Raw genomic sequence first — 21,278 nt, forward strand, 5'->3', positions numbered from 1 at the left:
ATGGAAGAGTTTGCGCAGTTCACGGTGGACGGTCAGCGTCTGTACGGCATGCTTCACACCCCTGACGGGACGCCGCCGGCCAGCGGCTGGCCCAGTGTGGTGCTGCTGCACGGCTTTACCGGCCAGCGGGTCGAGCCCCACCGGAATTTCGTGCTGTTTTCACGCCTGCTGGCCTCCAGTGGCGTCGCCAGCCTGCGTTTCGATTTTCGGGGCAGTGGCGAATCTCAGGGCGACTTCAGCGAAATGACGGTCAGCCGGGAAGTGCAGGACACCGTGGCGGCGTTCGAGTACATGCGCCGTCAACCACGTCTGGACCCCGAACGTGTGATGCTGCTGGGCTTCAGCATGGGCGCCATGGTGGCCTCGCTGTCCCTGGCGCAGGTACGGCCCCATCGTCTGGCGCTGTGGGCGCCCGCCCTGCCCGAGCTGTGGCTGGCACACCTTCGCGGAGGCTACATGCCCAGCACCATAACGGACATGAACGGCTGGCCGTTGGGCCGCGAGTTCCTGATGGAGGTGACTCGTGTCCGGCCCCTGGAAGCCGCGGCTGCCTGGAGCGGGGTGGCGCACGTCGTGCACGGTGACGCTGACGAGACCTGCCCCCCAGAGTATGGCGTGCGCTATGCCGAGGCCCTGGGCTGTGACGCGACGGGAATTCCAGGTGCGGGGCACACCTTCGACAGCCTGCAGGCTGTCGAACAGTTGCATCAGGTCACTGCCCGCTTCTTCATGGGAGGTTGAAAGCCTGCCTGAAAGGCACGGATCCGTCAGTTTCCGTTGGAACAGTGGCCGGTCCCGACACCAGAACAGACTGACTATCTGCTTTTTGTACGCGCCTCTACAGGGACCCGGGCAATCCAGATGGTGTGCTTTGCTCCCCGGTCACCCCGGGCACGCGCCGTACGGACATGCACGGTGAATCCGGCCCGGTTGAGCGCCGTGGTGAAGCGCGGTACCGCCTCGACGCTCCAGACCGCCAGCACCCCGCCCGGCTTCAGGGCCGCCCTGATTGCCGCAAGGCCCTTAGGGGCATAGAGCCAGTCATTGTCCTCCTGCGTCATGCCTTCGGGGCCGTTGTCCACGTCCAGCAGAATTGCGTCGAAGGCGGAGGGCTGACAGCGGATCACCTGAGCCACGTCACCCACCGCCACGCGGGTGCGGGGGTCGTCCAGCGGGTGCCCTGCCGCGCTTCCCAGCGGCCCCCGGTTCCACTCGACCACCTCGGGTACCAGTTCAGCCACCGTAACAGTCGCGTCTGGCCCCACTGACCGGAGAGCCGCAGCCAGCGTGAAGCCCATTCCCAGGCCACCCACCAGGACCCGGGCGTCTGCCCGCTGTGCGATGGCCGGGCAGGCATAGGTGGCCAGCGCTTCCTCGGAACCGTGCTGGCGGCTGTTCATCAACTCGCTCACGTACCCCGAGATCCGGATACTGAATTCGTCGCCGCGCTGCCAGAGCAGCAACTCGTCCCCCGTTCCGGGAATCGGCGCCCGGCCCAGCGGCACCCAGGGTTTCAACAGCGGCCATCCACAGCACTCGACATCCTGGGGAGTGTACCTGTATTGGGCCGCGGCCTCGATGTCACAGGCCCAGCAGAGCGCCGGCCGCCGCTGCCGCCAGCACCACCACGGCGGCATTCAGGCGGGTGCGCCACAGCAGCACGAAGGCCAGCACGGCCAGCAGCAGCTCCGGCCATCCCTGAACGCTGCCCTGACCGAGCACCAGGGCCCCGGCCAGCAGCACGCCGGCCCCGAAGGGCAGCAGGGCGTCACGGAAGGCGCTGACCCAGGGATGAGCACTGTGCCGGCGCCACAGCAGCGCGACCGCTGCACTAATCAGGGCCGTGGGGACGTAGAAGCCCAGCGTGGCCGCGCTCGCCCCGGACCAGCCGCCCACCGCGAAACCGTAATGGGTAACGGCCAGCATGTTCGGTCCGGGCATCACCTGCCCCAGCGCAAAGCCGTTGGCCAGGGTCTGGGCGTCGATCCAGCCGCGCTGTCCGACCAGGACCCGCTCCATCTCGGCGATGTTGGCCCCGCCGAAACTGATCAGCCCCAGCCGCGTGAACTCGTAGAGCAGCGCCCAGAACAAGCTGGGGTCAGCTGAGGTCACTGCGGACTCCCAGAAACCGGGCGCGGGCGGTGGATGATCAGCCCGGCGCTCAGCATGACCAGCAGCACCGGCAGCAAGGGCAGGCGCAGCACGCCAAGGGCCAGAAAGGTCAGCGCCATGACGACGGCGCCGCCGCGTACACCCGCGCCCACGCGGGCCACCGGCAGGGCGGCTGTGAGAATGACACCCAGAGCGGCGCAGGCGGCCCCACGCAGGGCACTCTGTACCGGCCCGGGGAGGCCGCCCGGGAGACCCAGCGTTACTGCCGTCACGCCCAGCATGGCCACCAGCCCGGGCAGAAGCACGCCCAGGACGGATGTCAGGGCGCCCATCCGTCCGCACAGGCGAGCGCCGATCATCGCCGCCAGATTGACGGCGTTGGGCCCGGGGGTCAGCTGCGCCAGGGTATAGGACTCGGCAAACTCCACGTCAGTCAGCCAGCCACGCGCATGGACCGCGCGCCGGGTGTGGGCCGGCAGCCCGCCGCCGATCCCCGAGAGCGCCACACTCAAAAACAGCTGGAACAGCGCCAGCGGGGTCGGCGGGGGAGAGGTAGGGGTCACGGCCGCTGGAGGCGCGGCGGGGCTGCTCATGCCCTGAGCCTAGGCCTGTTGCCCGCCCGGTTTCCGTGACTGAGACAGGAACACGCCGGCACGTAATGAACGAAATATCCGGCCCGGTCGGCTGGGGTGCTGGTCTCGTTGTTTCGGTTACGCAAACTGGCCTAGCTATGCGCAGATGCGCCCCGGCTGACCTACCCTGAGGGCCACTATGACCTTTCTTTCTCCGGACGCTGCTGCGGTCCATGTGCGGGAGCTGCGCAAACAGTACGCGGTCCACGAGAAGGACCCGGGCTTCGTGGGCAGCCTGCGCGCTTTCGTGCACCGCAAGACCAGACACGTGGAGGCGGTGCGGGGCGTGTCCTTTGACCTGGCTCCCGGAGAGATTGTGGGCTTTCTCGGGCCCAACGGCGCCGGCAAGACCACGACCCTCAAGATGCTCTCGGGCCTGCTGCATCCTTCAGGTGGCGAGGCCCGGGTGCTGGGCTTCGAGCCGCGCCGGCGCGAGACCGCCTTTCTCAAGCAGATCACGCTGGTCATGGGCCAGAAGCAGCAGCTGATCTGGGACCTGCCGGCCCTGGACAGCTTTCTGGTCAATCAGGCCATCTACGAGATTCCCGACGACCAGTACCACGCGACCATGCGGGAGTTTACCGGGGTCCTGGGCCTGGAAGGCATTCTGAAAAAACAGGTGCGCAAACTGTCGCTGGGTGAGCGCATGAAGTGCGAGCTGGCGGCCGCACTGCTGCACCGCCCGAAAATCCTGTTCCTGGACGAGCCGACCATTGGCCTGGACGTGAACATGCAGGAGGCGGTGCGGGAATTCGTGCGCGACTACAACCAGCGTTACGGCGCCACCGTCATGCTTACCAGTCATTACATGGCGGACGTGACGGCTCTGGCGCGGCGCATCCTGGTGATCGACCAGGGCCAGCTGGTCTTTGACGGTGACCTGGGCCGGCTCGCCGAACAGGGCTCGGGGGGCAAGACGGTCCGGCTGCAGTTCCGGCAGCCGGTCAGCGGCGCCCAGCTCGCCGCCTATGGCACGGTGGTCAGCTCTGACGGGCTCAGCGCAGAACTGCGGGTGCCCCGTGCCGAGGTCAGCGCCCGCGCCGCACGGCTGCTCTCCGATCTGGACGTGGCAGACCTCACTGTGGAAGACCCACCTATCGAGGCCGTGATGGCCGAACTGTTCGGGGCAAAGGCCGAGGTTCCCGCATGAGGTGGCTGTGGCACAAGGTCCGGGTGCTGTTCGCCACGCGTTTTGCCGAGATGGCCGAGTACCGCGCTGAGGTCGTGATCTGGATGCTCTCGGGCACCCTGAGCATCGTGATGATGCTGGTCTGGATGGCGCAGGCCCAGAGCAGGCCCGACGGCACGGTGAACGGCTACGCGCCTGCCGAGTTCGCGACCTATTTCATCAGCACCTGGTTCGTGTCGCAGCTGCTGGTCGTGTGGGTCGCCTGGGAACTGGATCTGGAAATCCGGCAGGGCCTGCTCTCGCCCAAACTGCTGCGCCCCATGGACCCCATGTGGCACCATTACGCCTCGCACGTGGCCGAGCGTTTCATCCGGATCCTGCCGATGCTGACGCTGCTGGGCCTGATGACCTGGCTCTCCGGCGCGCAGTTTACCGGGGAGCTCTGGGCCTACCCGGCGGCGTTGGGGCTCTCGGCGCTGGGCTTTACCGCGCGCTTTCTGTGGGAATACACCATCGGGCTGCTGGCCTTCTGGACCGAGAGCAACACCAGCTTTCAGGAACTGGTCTGGCTGATCTACGCCGCACTTGGCGGAATGTTTGCACCCCTGTCGTTTTACCCCCTCTGGGTACAGGACATCGCCCGCTGGACCCCCTTTCCCTACATGCTGGGCCTGCCGGCGCAACTGCTGGCCGGCAAGGCCACGCCGGAGCAGGCGTGGCAGGGCGCCGGGGTACTGCTGGTCTGGTTGGTGGTGTTCTGGTTTCTTCGCGCTGCAGTCTGGCGCGCCGGCCTGCGCAAATACGGGGCGGTGGGGGCATGAGGCGCCACCTGCGCCTGATGCGTATCTTTATCGGGGCAACGGTGTCAGCGCAGCTGGAATACCGGGCCAATTTTGTGGGCGCGGTGCTGGCCAGCCTGGGAGAAGCCGGGGTGGCGCTGCTGGGGATCAGCCTGCTGTTCTCGCAGCCCGGGGCGCAGGGGGTCGGTGGCTGGACCTACCGTGAAGCCCTGCTGGTGACCGGCTTTTTTATGCTGACTGAGGGCTTTATTAGTGTGTTCGTGCAGCCCAACATGTCCAAGATCGCGGAGACCATCCGCACCGGGAATATGGACTTCACCCTGCTCAAACCGGTGGACGCGCAGTTCAATGTCAGTACCCGGCACCTGAACGTGCTGCGCTTCCCGGATATCCTGATCGGACTGGGCCTGCTGCTGTACGCCTCGGCGGGTCTGACGGTCACGGCGGGTGGCGTGTTGACGGCCGCTTTGCTGTACCTCTCGGCGCTGGTCATCGTGTACTGCATCTGGCTGGGCCTGTCCACCACCGCATTCTGGTTCGTCAAGACCCAGAACGTCAGCGAACTGTTCAATGGCGTGTTCGGTGCGGCCCGCTTCCCGGTCTCGGCCTTCCCGGTACCGGTCCGCTTCGTGCTGACCTTCGTGGTGCCGGTGGCCTTTATCACGACCGTTCCGGCGCAGGCCATGACCAGCCGGCTTTCTCCGTCGGTTGCTCTGGCCTCTCCGCTGGTGGCCCTGGTGCTGTGGCTGCTGACGCGGCTGCTGTGGCGCAGGGCGGTTGCCAGCTACACCAGCGCGAGCAGCTGATGTGGTGGTCGCGCCGGCGCCCTGAGCCTGTCTCACTGCCACCCGCCGCTCTGACCCACCTGACCGAGCTGCATGACGTGTTTTCTCCTGAAGATGCCCGGCAGGCAGGCAACAGGACCGGGCACGAGCCGCACATGGTCGTGGATCTGCTGCGTCCCCGGCCCTGGCTGACCCTGGTGGGGCCAGCCCGAGAACTGCCTGGACTGCTGTGGCGCACCGAAGGGCCCGGACTTCTGGCGCTGCTGGGAGAGGCCGGGCCCTGGGTTTACGTTCCGGATGTCGCGGCACTGCAACGTCTGGCACGGGCCTACGAACATCTGGTGCGTGCAGCGTGGCAGGCCGGCGTGAGAGCGGAAGGGCACGAAGACGGGAGCCTGCTGGCCCGCCTGCCGCTCCCTGACACGACCTCAGCCCATGGGGGCGACCTGGGCTCCGTGCACCAGCATGAGGCGGCGTTCTGGAAGCTGGCTCACCAGACAGCCCGGAGCCGCCAGGAAGCCTGGGCTGCTCACCGGGTCTGGCCGTGAAGATCTCTGATCATTCCTCCTGAGTGTCGTACACCGGCTGTGCAGCGTTAACCCCACTCAGCGCAGCCGGGACACCGGCATAGACCGCCACCTGATGCAGCACGTCGCTCAGGTCACGCGGGCTGCCGCCGGTCTGGCGGGTGGCCCGGACATGGCCTTCGAATTCGCGTTCTCTGCCCAGGGCAGCCAGGATGCCCAGAGTCACCATGTGACGCTCCCGGTCGGTAAGGTTGCCCCGGCCCCACACCGCACCCCACGCGTACTCGGTCATAAAGCGCTGGAAGTCCTGTCCAAAGGCAAATTCACCCTCTTGGACCTCTTGTGTATGGGGAAAGGCGCGTTCCACCTACTTGGCACCCATGATGCGGCGGCGTCTGGCCAGGCCCTGCTGGAACTGTGTTTCGTCCATCCGTCCACGGTAAGGGGCCGGGCGGCCCGAGCATGATCCCACGCTTAAGCACGCGGGCTTCTGCCGCCGGCGCCCGGGTTCTAGATTGGGCAGGTGACCCAGCCCAGTGCCAGCGCGACGCCCCTTCTGTTTACCCCTCTGAAAATTCACGGCCTGACTTTGCCCAACCGGGTGGTGCTGTCTCCAATGTGCATGTACAGCGCGCACAACGGACTGGCCAACGAGTTTCATCAGGTTCACCTGGGCCAGTTCGCGCTGTGCGGTGTGGGCCTGATCTTTACCGAAGCCACCGCCGTTTCACCCGAGGGCCGCATCAGCCCCGAGGACCTGGGCCTGTGGGATGACTCGCAGATTCTCCCGTTGGGCCGCATTACCGACTTCGCCCATGCCCACGGCGCCGTGATCGGCGTGCAACTGGCGCACGCGGGGCGTAAGGCCAGCACGCATGCCCCCTGGCGTGGCCGGGGCGTCGTGCCCGTCGAGCAGGGGGGCTGGACGGTGATTGGTCCGGACGGGCAAGCCTTCCACGAGCTGTACCCGGTGCCGGTCGCCATGACCACAGACGACATTGCGCGCGTCACGGCTGACTTCGCGGCCGCGGCGCGCCGGGCAGAGGTGGCTGGCTTTGACGTTGTGGAGGTTCACGCCGCCCACGGGTATCTGCTTCACCAGTTCCTGTCGCCGCTGGCCAACAGCCGGACCGACAGTTACGGAGGCTCCTTCGAAAACCGCGTCCGCCTGCTGCTGGAAGTCGTACGGGCTGTGCGTGGGAACTGGCCTTCGCACAAGCCGCTGTTCGTACGCCTGAGTGCCACCGACTGGGCTCCTGGCGGCTGGGACGAGTTTCAGACGGTAGAACTTGCCCGGCTGCTGCGCTACGAGGGGGTCGATGCGCTGGACATCAGCAGTGGCGGCCTGACGCCGGAACAGCGCATCACCGTGGGGCCGGCCTACCAGACGCCTTTCGCGGCATTGATCCGCCGTGAGGTTCCAGAACTCGCGGTCATGACCGTTGGCATGATCGACACCCCCGAACGGGCCGAGGGCCTGCTGCTCAACGGTGACGCTGACCTAATCGCTCTGGGCCGACCGCTGCTGGGCGATCCGCACTGGATGTGGAAGGCGGCCGTTGCCATGGGGGTCAAGCCCCCAGTCGTGCCTGCTTATGAACGCGGCACCCGTACCACGCCGTAAGGTGCAGAAGCTCAGGCGTCCGTAAATTGACCGTCAAGCAGGTGCAGGGTGCGGTCAGCGTGCGCGGCCAGCCGGTCATCGTGGGTGACAAGCAGCACACCCGCGCCTTCTTCCCGCGCCAGACTGACCAGCAGGGCCGCGACCAATTCAGCGTTGGCGCGGTCCAGGCTCCCGGTCGGTTCGTCGGCCAGCACGACTGCCGGTCGGGCGGCCAGGGCCCGGGCGACCGCCACGCGCTGCCGCTCCCCGCCACTCAGCACGCCAGGCAGGCTGTTCTCCCGGCCCTGCAGGCCCACACGGGCAATCAGCTCCTGGGCCCGGCCAGGGTGGTCCTGGCCGGCCAGCCGGCAGGGGATCAGCACGTTGTCCAGCACGCTCAGGTCTTCGAGCAGGTAGTGGTGCTGGAAGACCAGCCCGACCCGCCCGGCCCGCCGCTGGGCGCGGGTCTGGGTATCGAGTGTGTCGGCACGTTCATCTGCCCACCAGACCTCGCCCAGCTGGGGGGTGTCCAGTCCGCCCAGCAGATGCAGCAGGGTACTTTTGCCACTGCCGCTGGGACCGGTGACCGCTACGACCTCGCCGGGCCACACTTCCAGGGTCACGCCGTGCAGTACTTCCGTGCCGGCGAAACCGTGTCGGAGATCCCGGGCGTGCAGGACCGGCGGGTGGGCTGTAGCGGGAGAGTGCGTCACGCGGCGCATGCTAGGGCATCTGGCCTACCTGGGGTATGCGTCTGTGCCTTAGGCACAATGGGACGCTACACTGCGCCCGTGGACCTGCTGGACACCCTGAAATGCTCCCCCCTTTTCCAGCGCGTGCCTGAAGACGCTGTGCGTGAAGCTGCCCGTGTTGTGACCCCCCGGAATTTCCAGGCGGGCGACACCGTGCTGGAACAAGACGCCCAGGGAGAAGCCCTCTACCTGCTCACCAGTGGTGCCGTGCGGGTCAGCCGGGTCAGTCTGGGCAGCCGTGAACGCGTCATGGGCGATGTCTACGCCCCGGGCGTGATCGGTGAAACTGCTGTGCTGGCCGCTGCCGGTGAACGCAGCGCGACTGTCATGGCCCTGACCGACGTGAGCACCCTGATGCTCTACCGCGACCATTTTTCACAGATTCTGCGCCGGCATCCGCTGGTGCTGTGGAACCTCAGCGCCATGCTGGCCCAGCGCATCACCTACCTCAACGACGAGCTGATCGCTTTTGGCCTGAACACTGAAGCGGCCCTGGCCCATGTCTTCACGCACCTGCACCGGCAGCGGGTGCAGGCAGGGGTTCCCCAGCCGGAGGTACTGCCGCTGGGCACCCAGGACATCATGCAGCGCATCAGTGCCAGCCGCGAGACCGTGTCGCGCGTGATGCGCAAGATGGAGCGTCAAGGTCTGCTGAAAGTCAGTGGCCAGAATGTGGTCCTGCTGGACATCCAGGCCCTGGAGCAGAGCAGCCTGGACGAAGCGGACTTCGAGTAAGCCTGACAGCCTGGTATTCAGAAAGCTGGGGCGTGTTCGGGCGGCACGCGCCCACAGGCTGCCGATGCCCGGTATCTTACGGGCATGCGTCTCGTCAGGATTCTTCATCAGGGGCAGGCCCGCTGGGGTCAGCTGCAGCAGGACACGGTACTTCTCAGTGGTGGGATGGGGGAGACGCCGACCGGAGAGACCGTCCCCTTCGATCCGGCAGCCCTGCTTGTTCCCGCAGAGCCCAGCAAGATCGTGTGCGTGGGCCGCAACTACCTGGACCACATCCGGGAACTGGGCAACGACACGGGCGACCTCCCGAAAGAGCCGGGGATCTTCCTCAAGGGACCCAACACCCTGGCGGAACCCGGCGGAACGGTGATGCGTCCTGACTGGACCGACAACTTTCATTTCGAAGGCGAACTGGCGCTGGTCATTGGGAAGCGGGCGCGGGACCTGAGCCCGGACACGGCCCTGGACCACGTGGCTGGCTTTACTTGCGGTCTGGACCTGACGGCCCGGGACCTGCAGAAGACCGACTTGCAGTGGTTCCGCGCGAAGGCGGCGGACCGGTTCTGTCCGCTGGGGCCGTGGCTGGAAACTGAGTTCGATCCGGCCGACGTCCGGGTGCAGACCCGGGTCAATGGTGAAACGCGCCAGGATGGACGCACAGCCCAGATGATCTTTCCCGTGGTGGACATCCTGGTATACATCACCCGGTTCGTGACGCTGGAACCGGGTGATGTGGTGCTGACGGGCACCCCGGAGGGAGTGGGCGCCTTGCAGAGCGGCGACACGGTAGAAGTCGAGGTCGAGGGCCTGGGCGTGTTGACCACCCCCATCGGCTGAGCAGACCGGAGAGGGACTGAGGTATCCCCAGTCCCTCTCCGGTACAGATCCCATCTCTCTTCGCCGATTTTCCCCTCATCGTGATCATCACAGCAGTTGAGTGTTTCGACGGTCGCCTGCTGTGGGGCGAGTGGAGCGGCCAAGCGCAACAGGCGGGGAGTGGGGTCGACGGGAGTGCCTCATCCCGTCGACGGAACGACATACCGTTCTCAGCGCAGCAGGTTGCGGCTGATCACCACACGCTGGATCTCGTTGGTGCCCTCGTAGATCTGGTTGAGTTTGACGTCGCGCAGCAGCTTCTCGACCGGGTATTCCCCGACGTAGCCGTAGCCTCCGTGAACCTGAATGGCCTCGTTGGCCGAGTCGAAGGCCATTTCCGAGCAGTAGGCCTTGGCAATGGCACTTTCAAAGCCGTGCGGCAGGCCCTGGTCCACCAGCCAGGCGGCTTTCTGGTACATCAGTCGGCCCGTTTCGATGCCCATGGCCATCTCGGCCAGCTTGAACTGAATGGCCTGGAACTGCGCGATAGGCTTGCCGAAGGCCTCGCGCTCCTTGGCGTACTTGATGCTCTCGTCCATCGCACGGCGGGCAATCCCGACACTGCCGGCCGCCACGGGAATGCGGGTCTTGTCCAGGGTCTTCATGGCGATTTTAAAGCCGTCGCCCAGGCCGCCCAGCTGGTTTTCTCTGGGAACACGGACGTTTTCGAAGACGAGTTCCGAGGTCAGACTCGCCCGCTGGCCCATCTTGTGCTTGATCTTGTTGTACGAGAAGCCGGGCGCATCCTTGGGAACAACCAGGGCAACCGTGGCCTTATGCCCGCCCTGCCGGTCGGTGGTAGCGAACACCACCGTTATTTCGGCCAGCCCGCCATTGCTGATCCACATCTTGGTGCCGTTGAGGACCCACTCGTCCCCGTCGAGTACGGCGGTCGTGTGCATCGCCGCAGCGTCCGAACCGTTGTTCGGCTCGCTCAGGGCGAAGGCAGCCAGGCCCGCATTCTCGGTCAGGGGGCCCAGGAAGCGCTGCTGCTGCTCCTCGGTGCCGCCGATCAGGATGGGCGCAATGCCCAGTTCGCTGGCCATCAGAGTGGTGTAGATGCCCATGCAGCCGTAGGCCAGCTCCTCACCGATCAGGCACTCGTCGAACATACCCAGGCCCAGTCCGCCGGCGTGTTCGGGGATGGTGGGGTTGAGCAGCCCGACCTCGAACGCTTTTTCCACGACCTGCCACGGCAGTTCCTCTTTCTGGTCATATTCGGCTGCAATAGGGATGATCTCTCTGCGCGCAAAATCGCGGGCAAGCTGCTGCAACTGGCGTTGTTCGTCGTTCAGGGTGAAGTCCATGTGCGCTCCTGTGAGGTCGCCGCACCGCGCAGCAGACCATAGTTTGAACTGAGTACAATTTACCAGAGTAGAGACAGACCCTTACAGCCTAACGGTCGTTAGGCAATCCGGAAAGCCGTCACACACTCAGTTGCACAATCAGCCTCTCCAGCACCATGGTGGCGTCGAGGCCGCGCTTCATTCCCAGGTCCGCCTCCAGGATGCGGCCCAGGTGTCCACGCATACGGCTTTCGTTCAGCCGCCGGGCCACATCCAGGGCCTTTTTGGCTGGGTACGGCTTGACGCCTAGCCGCTGCGCGGCCACGGCCTCGGTCACCCGGCCTTCTTCCTGCAGCAGGGCCACGCAGCGGGCCACCAGGCTGTACTGCCAGATCACCGCGCCCATCAGCTTGAAGGGATCCTCTCCAGAGGCCAGCAGGCGGCGCAGTTGCGTGACCGCTTCGCCGGGACGTCCCGCTGTTGCGGCGCCCAGCATGGCAAAGCTGTCGCCGGGCGGTTCCCGGCCAACGACCCGCTGGACGGTGGCCCGGTCCAGGCCGCCGTCCAGCAGGGCCAGTTTGTTGAGCTCACCCACGATGCCTGCCAGGTCAGGCCCGAAAACCTCGCCCAGGTAGGCGGCGGCGTCGCGCTCCAGTGGAAGTCCGGCCTTCTTGGCACGCTGCACGACCCACCCGGTCACGTCGCTGGGCTTGCTGGGCGCGGGGGAAGGAATGACTTCGCCATGTTTCTCGTACAGCTTGACGCGGGTGGCGGGCGGCGCCTCGTCGAGCAGGGCTACTGTCACCCCTGCGCCCGTCAGCAGTTCCAGTAGCGCCTTGTCGGGCTTGACCCCCTCCAGGTCGACAATGACGCCGCCATCACCGAAAAGCCCTGGAGAGAGATGTGGCCGCAGCTGCTCGGCAGTGACGTCCTCGCCCCCCAGTCGGGGCAGTTCCCGGGGGTTGAGGCCACGGGCACGCAGGGAGTCACGCAGGGTTTCGTCGGCCAGAAAACGGTTTCCGGTAAATGCGAGCAGCGCCACGTCCCGACTGTATCCCGGGGCGCAGTCAGCTGTTCGGGGTCGGGTCACCATGGGCGTCCAGATCCACGCCCAGGCTGCCCGCCACCTGCGACAGCCACCCAAGCATGGCCTGCGCACTCTCCGGGCGGTCCTGAGGCTCGCGCTGCAGCGAGGCCAGCATCAGAGGATGCAGCGCCCCGGGGCCAGGCAACGGTGCCCGCTGGTCATGGAGCCCCGCCAGCCATCCCATGGCGTCCTCGTAGGGCGGATGTCCTGCCAGACAGTCGAACAGCAGGACGCCCGCCGAATACAGGTCGCTGCGCGGCTCTCCCCGCAGTCCGCGGAACTGTTCCGGCGCCATGAAATGCGGCGTGCCCATGCGGGTGCCCCGGTGAATATCCAGCGGCAGGTCGCGGGCGTGGCTCATCCCGAAATCAATCAGGCGCACCGCAGCGGCCTCCGGCCTGCTTGCAGCTACAATCACGTTTTCAGGCTTCAAGTCCTGGTGGGTGATTCCATACATATGCAGTTCGCACAGGCCACGCAGGACGCCGGCCGTGATCCGCAGGGCTTCCGGCACCGCCAGTGGGCCCTGCTCGACCCGTTCACGCAGCGTGCAGCCCTCGATCCAGGAAAACAGAAGCTGCGTGGGTGAGCGGGCCAGCAGCGCCGCCAGCTGGGGATGATTCAGGCGCGAGGCCACGGCCCCTTCATGTTCGAACCGCCTGGCCGTGGCTATGTCCCTGGACTCAAGTGTTTTGACAAAGACATCCTGGCCCTGCCAACGGGCCCGCTCGGCGACCACGCCCCCATGGCGGGACACCAGCACAGTGTCCTCAAGGGGCTGAACAGCCGATATAATCTGCACGTCCGCCATCATAGTGAACTTTCTGGGCTTTCCGCCCAGGATCGCCTGGTCTCAGTTCAGGCGCACGCTACCGGTCAGGTTCTTGATGACCGCTTCGTTGCGGCTGTAGTCCTTGACATTGCCCGCAACTGTCACCACCAGAAGGCGGCCGTTCAGGCTGGTCATCAGGAGCTCGCGGCGCAATTCGTCACCCTGCCCGGGGGTGGTGAACACGAACTGTGCCCACGAAGTCCCGCCCTGCTGCAGCACGTTGGCCTTCAGGGATTTGATGTTGGGAACCTGCGCCCGGATCAGGGTGGGGAACTGGGCGACCAGTTTCTCGACTTCGTTGGTCGCCAGCTTGCCTTCGCGCCATTCGAACGCGACGCTGACCTTACGGTCTTCCGTGACAAACACCACATCAGGCCGGCCGGCGGCCGAGGGAAAGGCTTTGCGGATCCCCTCGGCGGTCAGGGTCAGCAGCTTGGCGTTGGGTTCCACGGTGACAGGCAGAATGCCGAGTTTCACGGGAACCGCCGCGGCCATGCCGGACAGAACAGTGGCGGCGGACAGGGTGACAAGCAGAGCACGCTTCATGTGGCCTCACCCTAGCTGCCGTTACTGCCCTGCTCATGAAGCGCGTATGAGGAACGTGGAAGACCCGTCATCTGCCAGTCAGCCCACCTCAACCAGCTTCACGTTGTTGATCTGGTAATCAACTCTGCAGCACGCTCCCCGATCATCATGCTGGTCGCATTGGTATTGGCCCGGATGACCTGAGGCATGACACTGGCGTCCGCGACCCACAGGCCCTGGGTCCCGTGGACCGCGAGGTCCCGGTTCACGACAGTGTGGTCGCCCTCACCCAGAGCAGCGGTGCCCACCGGGTGATAGAGGGTCGAGCACTCCTCGCGCACGAAGGCCTCCAATGCGGGGTCGTCCTGAGCGTCGGTTCCAGGAAGAACCTCGTGCCGGCAGGAGTGGGCCAGCGGGGCTGCCTGTGCAATCACGCGAGCCTGCCGGACACCGGCGATCAGCCGGCATAGATCCCGGTCATCACTCAGGTACCCGGGGTCAATCACTGGGGCGACCAGCGGGTTATCCGACGCCAGGGTAATGCGGCCCCGGCTGTACGGAGCGACCAGAACAGGACCGACCGAAAAGTGGTGACCCGGTTCGCGGCGCAAGCCATGGTCGCGGAAGTATGCGGGTCCGAACAGGAACTGGGTATCAGGTTCTACGCAAGGGTCAGCCCCACCCGCTGAGTTCCAGAAGGCACAGGCTTCGGCCACGTTGCTGCTGAGCGGGCCACTGCGGTTCCATAGATACCGCAGCGCAGCCTCGGCTTCAGGCATGGCTTCCAGGGAAGGGCGGCTGGAACTGAAGATCACCGGGACAGCCAAATGATCCTGCAGCCCTTCGCCAACGCCCGGCAGGTGCACCTGCACGCGGAGTCCGTGACGCTCCAGGACCGCGCGCGGTCCCACTCCCGAAAGCATCAGCAGCTGCGGGGTCTGGACCGCCCCTGCGCTCAGGACCACACCTCCGGCCGGAGCGTCGATGGTCCGGCCCTGCCAGCGCAGGCGCACGCCCCGGACCCGGGAACCGGTCCACAGCAGTTCCAGGGCGCGCGCACCGGTCAGGACCGTCAGGTTGGGATGATGCAGCACCGGGCGCAGGAAGGCCTGGAACGCGCTGACCCGCTCACCGCGCCAGTGGTTGCTTTCCAGCAGACCGGCACCCTGGAGTGTCCCGGAGTTGAAGGTGCCGACTTCCGGAACCCCGAGAGCCTGCGCGGCCGAGTGGACGAAGGCGTGAGACAGTTCGTGCGACGCGGTGCGGGATCCGACCGGCAGTTCACCCGCCGTGCCACGCGCCGGGTCCGGCAGACCGTGGTAGCGCTCCAGCGCGCGGAATGCTGGCAGTACATCGTTCCAGGTCCACCCGTCACCCCAGCCGTCGAAGTCCTGACGTGAGCCACGGATCCAGATGGTCGCGTTGATGGCGCTGCTGCCGCCCAGCACCTTGCCCCGCGGCCAGTACAGCCTCCGGCCATGGGCATGGCGTTGCGGGGTGGTCTCGAACGCCCAGTCGTGACGGCTGCGAAACAGCCGCGAAAACGCACCCGGTGCCCGGATCAGGGGACTGCTGTCGCGCCCGCCAGCCTCCAGTAGCAGCACTTTCAGCCCCGCGTCAAGCAGCCGGCGGGCCAGCACACACCCGGCCGATCCGGCGCCCACGATGATCATGTCCGCAGCTGTCATGAATGCCCAGTATCGATGAAAGGCCGGTCCAGGAAGGTTGGCCTCGGCTTGACCGCGCCCCTGCGGCCCAGAGTCCATGCCGGCCGGCCGCTAGACTCTTCCCATGACCGAGCTTCAGCTTCCCACCGGTTTTCGCGCGGCGGCCCTTGCGGCCGGGATCAAGCCCAGCGGCAGGACCGACCTGAGCACTGTGGCGTCCGACGCCGACTGCACCTGGGCCTTCGCGGGCACCCGCAGCACCACTGCGGCTGCCTGCGTGACCCGCAACCGCGACCTGTATGGTGAGGGCGGGCCGGTGCGTGCGCTGCTGGTCAATGCCGGCAACGCCAACGCCGCGACCGGTACCCGTGGTGCGGCCGACAACGCCGATATGGCCGACGCGCTGGGCAGCGTACTCAACGTGCCTCAGGACGGTGTGCTGACCGCCAGCACCGGTATCATCGGGCACCTGCTGCCCATGGACCGGGTGCTCAGCGGTATCGAGCACCTACCCGAGGACCTGGGAGGGGGCGCTGACCTGTTCGCGCAGGCCATCATGACCACCGATACCCGCCCCAAGACGGCCTCGGTGACCCTCAGCACAGGTGCGCGCATCGTGGGGACAGCCAAGGGCAGCGGCATGATTCATCCCGATATGGCGACCATGTTCGCGTTTGCCTTCACTGACGCTCAGGTCGACCAGCAGGCGCTGCGCGATGCGTTTCCGGCCATCGTCGCCCGCACGTTCAATGCCGTCACAGTGGACGGAGACACCAGCACGAACGATATGGCCCTGGTGCTGGCCAATGGTCAGGCTGGACCGGTCCCTCTGGACGAATTCCTTGAAGCGCTTGAGGGTGTCATGCGTAACCTGGCCCGCCAGATTGCCGCCGATGGGGAAGGAGCGACCAAACTTCTGACGGTGCGCGTGTCGGGCGCCCGGAGCGAGGCCGAAGCCCTGAACGCCGCCCGGACGTGCTGCGTCAGTCCGCTGCTGAAAAGCGCCGTGCATGGCAACGACCCCAACTGGGGCCGCGTCATCATGGCGGTGGGTCGCAGCGGGGCAGCCGTGAAGGTCGAGGCCATGAAAGTCAGCGTGCAGGGCCACCCGGTCTTTGCGGGAAGGCCGCTACCCTACGACGACGCTACCGTCAGCCAGAGCATGAAGGTCGAAGAGGTTGTGTTCGAGATTGACCTGGGCGTGGGTGAGGCCACGGGAGAGGCCTGGGGCTGTGACCTGAGTGCCGAGTATGTGAGCATCAACGCCGACTACACGACCTGAAGCTGGACTCTGTGCACGCTGACTCCGGGCTCCCTTTGGCCGTGTGTCACCGTCCTTTGATCGAACCTTGAGCGCCGGCCACCTGCCCACAGCTGCTGGCATACCGTGTCGTATGACCCATGCCCTGAGCAGCAATCCCTCCGCCCTGATCCAGGAGTCCGCGCTGGCCCGCCCCCTGGATCTGCGCTATCCCTCCAACCGGTATGCCGCAGGAGGCGCGCTGGCCGCAGCGGTCACGGCAAGGCTGCTGGGCGGAAGCTGGGCCGACGCGTTGGGGGTGGGAGGCGCGGCCTTTCTGGCCTGGGCCACCGCGCGTGAGCTGGACCCCGACCATCCCGAAACGGCCACGGTGGCCCTGCCGGTGGCAGCGGCAGCCGCGTGGATGGGCGGCCCCGGCAATCCCGTGCCCGGGCTGGCGGCCCTGAGTGCGGTTCGCGTGATGGCCGGGACGGTTGGGCGTGACCCCACGACGGTTGATCTGGCAGCTCTGGCCGGGCAGGCCGGGCTGGCTGCGGCAACCGGCGAGAAGGCAGCCGCGCTGTTGCCCGCCGTGACGCCATATACGACGCCCGGTACCACGTCCCTGTGGCCCATGGTTGGCGCCCTGGTGCCCGCCGTCAGCGGGGGAGCACGTGCTTCTTTGCCAGCCACGCTGACAGGGCTCGCGGCGCTGGTCCTTGCGCCTCGGCTGATCGAGCCCGAGCTGATTGTGGCCGAGTGCGACCATCCTCCCCGGACGGTGCAGCCCATCAGGGTTCAGCGGGCCCGGCAGGCCGCCGTGCTGACCATTCTGGGAGGCGTAGTGACCGGGCAGACGCGGTCGCTGGTGCCACTCGCCGCAGCGGCACTTGCTATCGGATTACGGCGTCAAGGGTAGATTCCGGTAGCGCGCGGTCATGCTGTGTCCGGAGTTTCTGGCATCAGCGTTCCGGCGGGTGCACGCTACACTTTCCGCTAATGCCTGCACCCTATGACACCCCGCTCGCCCTGATCGGTTACCCGCCTGACGCCGCGCGTGCCCTGCGGGGGCTGGGTCTGCTGGCTTTGAGTGTGGCGACCGACAACCTGGGAGCCACACTGGAGGCCTGTCGGTCGCTGCACTTTACCGGAGCTATCGTGCACCCTACCCTGGAGTCGCACCTGCCCGATGTCAGCACCCCGGATGCGGAAGCGCGGCGGGTGGGCCGGGTGGACGCCCTGGCCTTTGCAGGGGGGACCCATGGCATTTTTGCTCTGGCGGACGCTCTGGGTGACGCAGTGACGGACAGTGGCTATGCCACGCGTGGGGCCGGCGCCCTGTTGATTGGTCTGGACGCAGTGGATCTCACGCTGGCGCTTCCGCTGGCGCGGCTGGGCTTTTCAAACATGGGAGTGGCCGCCGAGACGCTTCCGGAAGCGGAACGCGCGGCCCGTCATCTCCCTGCTGGCGTGCGGACGTTTCCGGTCAGCCGCCGTGACGCGGCCCTGGCGACTCTCGCGGAGAGGGCGGATCTGATCGTGCTGACCGGCGGACCGCTGCCCGCTGGCCTGCTCCAGCCTTATCACACGCTGGCAGACCTGACCGGACACGCCGTGGTCGGCACCTCGGGGGCCACCTCGCTGGACCTGTCAACCCTGCCCGCCCGCCGGCTGGCCCGGCAGTTAGAACACGCGACCGGGCAACGCTTTCACGCACAGGATCTGTCCGAACTCGCCGCGCAACTGCATTGATTGCTGTTTGATGGTTACGCAACGTGCTGTCGGCGTCATGTGGCCTGCTTGTTGGAGGTGCGCCCTCGACTCTCTAGCAGACTATTCAGGCCGTCGGACGGGGCGGGGTTGGACGCTGATAACTCTTCCTTCGTTGCAAGGAGTGGGCAACCACGCGTAGGCGGAGGGGGGTTTACGTCGCTGGCCCATGGTGGCTGGTCCTGGAACCCCTCTGACACCTGATCTGGGGAGTTGACACACAGTGGTCCAAAAGCCGTAGATTACACAAGGTTTAAAACAATTAAATTTTTACGTGCGCGGCGCGGGCCGCGTCATCCTGTCGTTTTCCGTCGGTCCCGAAGCTGCCATTCCCTGATCCTGGAGGATTCATGACTGTTGCACCACGCTTTTCTGTTCGTCCCGCTGCGGCCTTGATCGCGGCAAGTCTGCTTCTGGCCAGTTGCGGGACCGGTAACGTTCCTGTGGCCGAGACCCGCCCGCACGACGCCCGCACTTTCAAACCCGTGACGCCGACGCTGGCGTCTGTGGCGGGCGCGACGTTATATCAGGGTACCTATGCTGGGCTTAAAGGTCAGGCGGGTTACCAGATTGAGGTGCCCAACAACTGGAACGGCACCCTGGTCATGTACGCTCATGGTTACAGAGGGACCGGTGAGAACCTGACCGTCGACCCACCCTCGATCCGGGCCTACCTGCTCAGCCAGGGCTACGCCTGGGCAGCGAGCAGTTACTCGACCAACTACTACGACGTGCAGGCCGGAGTGGAAGACACCAACGCGCTGGCTCTGGCGTTTCCCACCCTGACCGGTGGTAAGCATGCCAAGCCGGGCAAGTATCTGATCATGGGTTTCTCCATGGGCGGCCACGTCGCGGGTGCAGCGGTCGAAAAAGAGACACTGAGTACCGCACGTAACAAGGTGAACTATGCTGCCTCCTTGCCCCTGTGCGGTGTGATGGACGAGGAGTACGAGTTCCAGTGGTTGGGCGACTACACCATGGCCGCAGCACAGCTGGCCGGTCAGGGCACAAGGACCTTCCCCCAGGCCGACTACCAGACCCGCCTGGCAGCCATCAAGGCGGCGCTGTTCACTGAAACTGAAGGCACCCACTGGACCGAGAACGAGGGGCAGGGTGCCAGATTGCGCGAACTGGCCCGGCGTCTGACGGGTGGTGACCGACCGGTGTTTGAACTGGGCTTCCGATTGGCTGGAACGCAGAATGCTGTGTTCAGCACGGGAGGCTCGGACGGCACGGTCAACGGCATCCTGAACAAGTCCATGTACGGGAATGTCGGCGTGACCTACCGCTGGACCAGCGGAGCGACCCCGACCGCTGAGGAGCTTGCATTCAACTCAGCTCTTCCGCGCGTCTTCGCGTCTGTCGGGGCCAACCAGGCCCGCGCTGATGGTTTGCGCTGGATTCCCCGCGTGAACGGTGAGTTCAGCGTGCCGGTGCTCACGCTGCATACCCTGGGAGATTTCTACGTCCCGTTCGCTCATCAGCAGAAATACCGGATGGCGGCGCAGGCCAATGGCAACGCTGACCGTCTGGTCCAGCGGGCTATCCGCGCCGCTGGGCACTGTGAATTCACTGGCCCCGAACTGATCCAGGCGTTCAACGATCTGGTGGTCTGGGAGAAAACTGGAGTGAAGCCTGCGGGTGACGATGTTCTGACTCCAGCGACGGTGGCAGACCGCAATTACGGCTGCCGCTTTACACGTGGAGTCCGCCCTGGAGTCGAGGCCTGCCCGACCCAACCCTGAGGGACGGTTCAGTGGGCAAATAGGGTGAGAAAGTACAAGGGGGCGGCGTTATAGCTGCCCCTTTCTGGTTCCAAGGTGGCTGTAAACGTCCTCAGGGAGGGTACTCAAAACACAGCTGACTCCACGCAGAAAGGCGGCCTCAAGGGGCCGCCTTCAACTGGGTACTCGATTACTGGGTACTGCGCGGGTCCAGGACGTCACGCAGGCCATCACCTAGCAGGTTAAAGCCCAGCACCGTCAGGAAGATGGCCAGCCCCGGAAACAGCATGGTCCACGGCGCGTCGATGTAGTACTGACGCGAGTCGCTGATCATGGTGCCCCATTCCGGCATGGGCGGCTGAGCCCCGATGCCAAGGAAGCCCAGGGCCGCCACCTCGATGGTCGCGGTGGCGATGCTCAGTGCTCCCTGCACAATCAGCGGCGAGAGGCTGTTGGGCAGGACGTGCCGGAAAATGGTGCGGCCCTGGGAGGCGCCCAGGGCTCCGGCTGCCTGCACGAACTCCCGCTCGCGCACGCTGAGTACCACCGAACGGGCCAGGCGCAGGTACACGGGAACCTGCACCAGCGACACTGCCAGCATGGCGGTCACCAGCTGCGGACTGTTCAGAGCAAACAGCCGGTCCATCAGGGCTATGGCGGGCGGCGGGTCACTGGCGTTGAAAATGCTGGCAAAGCCAATAGCCAGCAGAATTCCTGGAAACGCCAGCATGACGTCCGAGAAGTATCCCAGCGCATTGTCCAGCCAGCCGCCAAAGAATCCGGCGAAGACACCCAGCAGTGAACCCACGACCAGGGCCAGCACCGTGCTGACGACCCCGACCTTCAAACTCAGCTGGGCGCCGTGCATCACCCGGATGGCGATACCACGGCCCAGGTTGTCAGTTCCGAACGGTGCGGCCCAGATGTCGACTTTGCCGGTGACCGGGTCCCTGTAGGTCTCGGCCACCTCCTTATTCCACAGCGCCGCGACGCTGGGCGGCTTGAGGTTCATGCGGTAGTTACGGTCGGTGGTGGGATCGTAGGGCTTGAGGACCGGGGCCAGAATCGCCAGCAGCACGAACAGCGCCACGATGACAGCGCCGACCTTGCCCGGGGTGCTGCGGCGGAAGCGGCGCCAGAAGACACTCTGGGAGCGGCGGGGTTTGGTCAGGGTGGGGGAGATGGTCGTCACGAGG

23 protein-coding genes are annotated in these 21,278 nt (G+C 65.8%); 12 read left to right on the forward strand and 11 right to left on the reverse strand.

Annotation, left to right across the window (positions count from 1 at the left end):
* Entirely contained in the window at positions 1–741 is a 741-nt protein-coding gene (locus IEY49_RS14045) for an alpha/beta hydrolase family protein (protein WP_189009924.1), read from the forward strand.
* A 74-nt stretch (positions 742–815) separates the two neighbouring features.
* Here IEY49_RS14045 and IEY49_RS14050 read toward each other — a convergent pair whose 3' ends face one another.
* The 3 genes from IEY49_RS14050 to IEY49_RS14060 form a co-directional block, all read right to left on the reverse strand.
* Entirely contained in the window at positions 816–1,517 is a 702-nt protein-coding gene (locus tag IEY49_RS14050) for a spermidine synthase (protein WP_189009926.1), read from the reverse strand.
* A 64-nt stretch (positions 1,518–1,581) separates the two neighbouring features.
* Positions 1,582–2,112: a chromate transporter gene (locus IEY49_RS14055; protein WP_189009928.1), complete on the reverse strand. Its 531-nt coding sequence runs from the start codon at positions 2,110–2,112 to the stop codon at positions 1,582–1,584.
* Positions 2,109–2,705: a chromate transporter gene (locus tag IEY49_RS14060; protein WP_189009930.1), complete on the reverse strand. Its 597-nt coding sequence runs from the start codon at positions 2,703–2,705 to the stop codon at positions 2,109–2,111. The genes IEY49_RS14055 and IEY49_RS14060 overlap by 4 nt, the downstream gene beginning before the upstream one ends.
* 178 nt (positions 2,706–2,883) lie before the next feature.
* Here IEY49_RS14060 and IEY49_RS14065 point away from each other — a divergent pair, with 178 nt between their 5' ends.
* From IEY49_RS14065 to IEY49_RS14080, 4 genes are read left to right on the forward strand one after another with little or no spacing between them, the layout of a single operon-like run.
* Positions 2,884–3,894: an ABC transporter ATP-binding protein gene (locus IEY49_RS14065; RefSeq protein ID WP_189009932.1), complete on the forward strand. Its 1,011-nt coding sequence runs from the start codon at positions 2,884–2,886 to the stop codon at positions 3,892–3,894.
* Positions 3,891–4,694, forward strand: coding sequence for an ABC transporter permease (locus tag IEY49_RS14070; protein WP_189009934.1), 804 nt, complete (start codon positions 3,891–3,893; stop codon positions 4,692–4,694). The genes IEY49_RS14065 and IEY49_RS14070 overlap by 4 nt, the downstream gene beginning before the upstream one ends.
* Positions 4,691–5,479 carry an ABC transporter permease gene (locus IEY49_RS14075; RefSeq protein ID WP_189009936.1) on the forward strand — a complete coding sequence of 263 codons (789 nt, stop codon included), beginning with the start codon at positions 4,691–4,693 and terminating at the stop codon, positions 5,477–5,479. Before IEY49_RS14070 ends, IEY49_RS14075 begins: the two co-directional genes overlap by 4 nt.
* Entirely contained in the window at positions 5,479–6,006 is a 528-nt protein-coding gene (locus IEY49_RS14080; protein WP_189009938.1) for a hypothetical protein, read from the forward strand. The genes IEY49_RS14075 and IEY49_RS14080 overlap by 1 nt, the downstream gene beginning before the upstream one ends.
* Positions 6,007–6,016: 10 nt before the next feature.
* Here the strand turns inward: IEY49_RS14080 and IEY49_RS14085 are convergent, their stop codons facing one another.
* Positions 6,017–6,352 carry a carboxymuconolactone decarboxylase family protein gene (locus IEY49_RS14085; RefSeq protein WP_229780813.1) on the reverse strand — a complete coding sequence of 112 codons (336 nt, stop codon included), beginning with the start codon at positions 6,350–6,352 and terminating at the stop codon, positions 6,017–6,019.
* 156 nt (positions 6,353–6,508) lie between these two features.
* On the opposite strand from IEY49_RS14085, the gene IEY49_RS14090 reads away from it, so the two are divergent.
* Positions 6,509–7,609 carry an NADH:flavin oxidoreductase/NADH oxidase gene (locus tag IEY49_RS14090; RefSeq protein ID WP_189009940.1) on the forward strand — a complete coding sequence of 367 codons (1,101 nt, stop codon included), beginning with the start codon at positions 6,509–6,511 and terminating at the stop codon, positions 7,607–7,609.
* A gap of 11 nt (positions 7,610–7,620) precedes the next feature.
* Here IEY49_RS14090 and IEY49_RS14095 read toward each other — a convergent pair whose 3' ends face one another.
* The gene (locus tag IEY49_RS14095) at positions 7,621–8,310 is read right to left on the reverse strand and encodes an ABC transporter ATP-binding protein (RefSeq protein WP_189009942.1); all 690 of its coding nucleotides are present in this window, start codon (positions 8,308–8,310) and stop codon (positions 7,621–7,623) included.
* 69 nt (positions 8,311–8,379) lie between these two features.
* Between IEY49_RS14095 and IEY49_RS14100 the strand changes: the two genes are divergently transcribed.
* Together IEY49_RS14100 and IEY49_RS14105 are read left to right on the forward strand one after the other, a co-directional pair.
* Positions 8,380–9,075 carry a Crp/Fnr family transcriptional regulator gene (locus IEY49_RS14100; RefSeq protein ID WP_189009944.1) on the forward strand — a complete coding sequence of 232 codons (696 nt, stop codon included), beginning with the start codon at positions 8,380–8,382 and terminating at the stop codon, positions 9,073–9,075.
* An 84-nt stretch (positions 9,076–9,159) separates the two neighbouring features.
* Positions 9,160–9,912: a fumarylacetoacetate hydrolase family protein gene (locus tag IEY49_RS14105; protein ID WP_189009946.1), complete on the forward strand. Its 753-nt coding sequence runs from the start codon at positions 9,160–9,162 to the stop codon at positions 9,910–9,912.
* 209 nt (positions 9,913–10,121) lie between these two features.
* On the opposite strand, the gene IEY49_RS14110 is transcribed toward IEY49_RS14105, so the two are convergent.
* The 5 genes from IEY49_RS14110 to IEY49_RS14130 form a co-directional block, all read right to left on the reverse strand.
* A complete protein-coding gene (locus tag IEY49_RS14110) occupies positions 10,122–11,258 on the reverse strand; it encodes an acyl-CoA dehydrogenase family protein (RefSeq protein WP_189009948.1) in 1,137 nt (378 codons plus the stop codon).
* Between the two features lie 118 nt (positions 11,259–11,376).
* On the reverse strand, positions 11,377–12,279 hold the full coding sequence (holA, locus tag IEY49_RS14115; RefSeq protein WP_189009950.1) for a DNA polymerase III subunit delta: 903 nt from the start codon (positions 12,277–12,279) through the stop codon (positions 11,377–11,379).
* A 25-nt stretch (positions 12,280–12,304) separates the two neighbouring features.
* Complete coding sequence (locus IEY49_RS14120) at positions 12,305–13,135, reverse strand: serine/threonine-protein kinase (RefSeq protein WP_229780822.1); 831 nt, start codon at positions 13,133–13,135, stop codon at positions 12,305–12,307.
* A 42-nt stretch (positions 13,136–13,177) separates the two neighbouring features.
* On the reverse strand, positions 13,178–13,702 hold the full coding sequence (locus tag IEY49_RS14125; protein ID WP_189009954.1) for a hypothetical protein: 525 nt from the start codon (positions 13,700–13,702) through the stop codon (positions 13,178–13,180).
* Between the two features lie 98 nt (positions 13,703–13,800).
* Entirely contained in the window at positions 13,801–15,369 is a 1,569-nt protein-coding gene (locus IEY49_RS14130) for a GMC family oxidoreductase (protein ID WP_189009956.1), read from the reverse strand.
* A gap of 103 nt (positions 15,370–15,472) precedes the next feature.
* On the opposite strand from IEY49_RS14130, the gene argJ reads away from it, so the two are divergent.
* The 4 genes from argJ (at position 15,473) to IEY49_RS14150 (ending at position 20,103) form a co-directional block, all read left to right on the forward strand.
* Positions 15,473–16,630 carry a bifunctional glutamate N-acetyltransferase/amino-acid acetyltransferase ArgJ gene (gene argJ / locus IEY49_RS14135; protein WP_189009958.1) on the forward strand — a complete coding sequence of 386 codons (1,158 nt, stop codon included), beginning with the start codon at positions 15,473–15,475 and terminating at the stop codon, positions 16,628–16,630.
* A gap of 112 nt (positions 16,631–16,742) precedes the next feature.
* Positions 16,743–17,507 carry a hypothetical protein gene (locus tag IEY49_RS14140; protein WP_189009960.1) on the forward strand — a complete coding sequence of 255 codons (765 nt, stop codon included), beginning with the start codon at positions 16,743–16,745 and terminating at the stop codon, positions 17,505–17,507.
* Between the two features lie 80 nt (positions 17,508–17,587).
* Positions 17,588–18,340 (forward strand): shikimate dehydrogenase, encoded by a 753-nt coding sequence (locus tag IEY49_RS14145; protein ID WP_189009962.1) that lies wholly within the window; start codon positions 17,588–17,590, stop codon positions 18,338–18,340.
* Between the two features lie 368 nt (positions 18,341–18,708).
* Positions 18,709–20,103 carry an alpha/beta hydrolase family protein gene (locus tag IEY49_RS14150; RefSeq protein ID WP_189009964.1) on the forward strand — a complete coding sequence of 465 codons (1,395 nt, stop codon included), beginning with the start codon at positions 18,709–18,711 and terminating at the stop codon, positions 20,101–20,103.
* Positions 20,104–20,272: 169 nt separating this feature from the next.
* On the opposite strand, the gene IEY49_RS14155 is transcribed toward IEY49_RS14150, so the two are convergent.
* Positions 20,273–21,274 (reverse strand): ABC transporter permease, encoded by a 1,002-nt coding sequence (locus IEY49_RS14155; protein ID WP_189009966.1) that lies wholly within the window; start codon positions 21,272–21,274, stop codon positions 20,273–20,275.
* Between the last annotated feature and the right edge of the window lie 4 nt (positions 21,275–21,278).

It is taken from the genome of Deinococcus malanensis, assembly GCF_014647655.1.
GTDB lineage: Bacteria > Deinococcota > Deinococci > Deinococcales > Deinococcaceae > Deinococcus > Deinococcus malanensis.

Coding starts and splice junctions, on each gene's coding strand:
- IEY49_RS14060 (WP_189009930.1), bottom strand. CDS start 2,705: ATGAGCAGCCCCGCCGCGCCTCCAGCGGCCGTGACCCCTACCTCTCCC.
- IEY49_RS14075 (WP_189009936.1), top strand. CDS start 4,691: ATGAGGCGCCACCTGCGCCTGATGCGTATCTTTATCGGGGCAACGGTG.
- IEY49_RS14045 (WP_189009924.1), top strand. CDS start 1: ATGGAAGAGTTTGCGCAGTTCACGGTGGACGGTCAGCGTCTGTACGGC.
- IEY49_RS14130 (WP_189009956.1), bottom strand. CDS start 15,369: ATGACAGCTGCGGACATGATCATCGTGGGCGCCGGATCGGCCGGGTGT.
- IEY49_RS14070 (WP_189009934.1), top strand. CDS start 3,891: ATGAGGTGGCTGTGGCACAAGGTCCGGGTGCTGTTCGCCACGCGTTTT.
- IEY49_RS14095 (WP_189009942.1), bottom strand. CDS start 8,310: ATGCGCCGCGTGACGCACTCTCCCGCTACAGCCCACCCGCCGGTCCTG.
- IEY49_RS14110 (WP_189009948.1), bottom strand. CDS start 11,258: ATGGACTTCACCCTGAACGACGAACAACGCCAGTTGCAGCAGCTTGCC.
- argJ (WP_189009958.1), top strand. CDS start 15,473: ATGACCGAGCTTCAGCTTCCCACCGGTTTTCGCGCGGCGGCCCTTGCG.
- IEY49_RS14120 (WP_229780822.1), bottom strand. CDS start 13,135: ATGGCGGACGTGCAGATTATATCGGCTGTTCAGCCCCTTGAGGACACT.
- IEY49_RS14105 (WP_189009946.1), top strand. CDS start 9,160: ATGCGTCTCGTCAGGATTCTTCATCAGGGGCAGGCCCGCTGGGGTCAG.
- IEY49_RS14150 (WP_189009964.1), top strand. CDS start 18,709: ATGACTGTTGCACCACGCTTTTCTGTTCGTCCCGCTGCGGCCTTGATC.
- IEY49_RS14080 (WP_189009938.1), top strand. CDS start 5,479: ATGTGGTGGTCGCGCCGGCGCCCTGAGCCTGTCTCACTGCCACCCGCC.
- IEY49_RS14140 (WP_189009960.1), top strand. CDS start 16,743: ATGACCCATGCCCTGAGCAGCAATCCCTCCGCCCTGATCCAGGAGTCC.
- IEY49_RS14065 (WP_189009932.1), top strand. CDS start 2,884: ATGACCTTTCTTTCTCCGGACGCTGCTGCGGTCCATGTGCGGGAGCTG.
- IEY49_RS14125 (WP_189009954.1), bottom strand. CDS start 13,702: ATGAAGCGTGCTCTGCTTGTCACCCTGTCCGCCGCCACTGTTCTGTCC.
- IEY49_RS14145 (WP_189009962.1), top strand. CDS start 17,588: ATGCCTGCACCCTATGACACCCCGCTCGCCCTGATCGGTTACCCGCCT.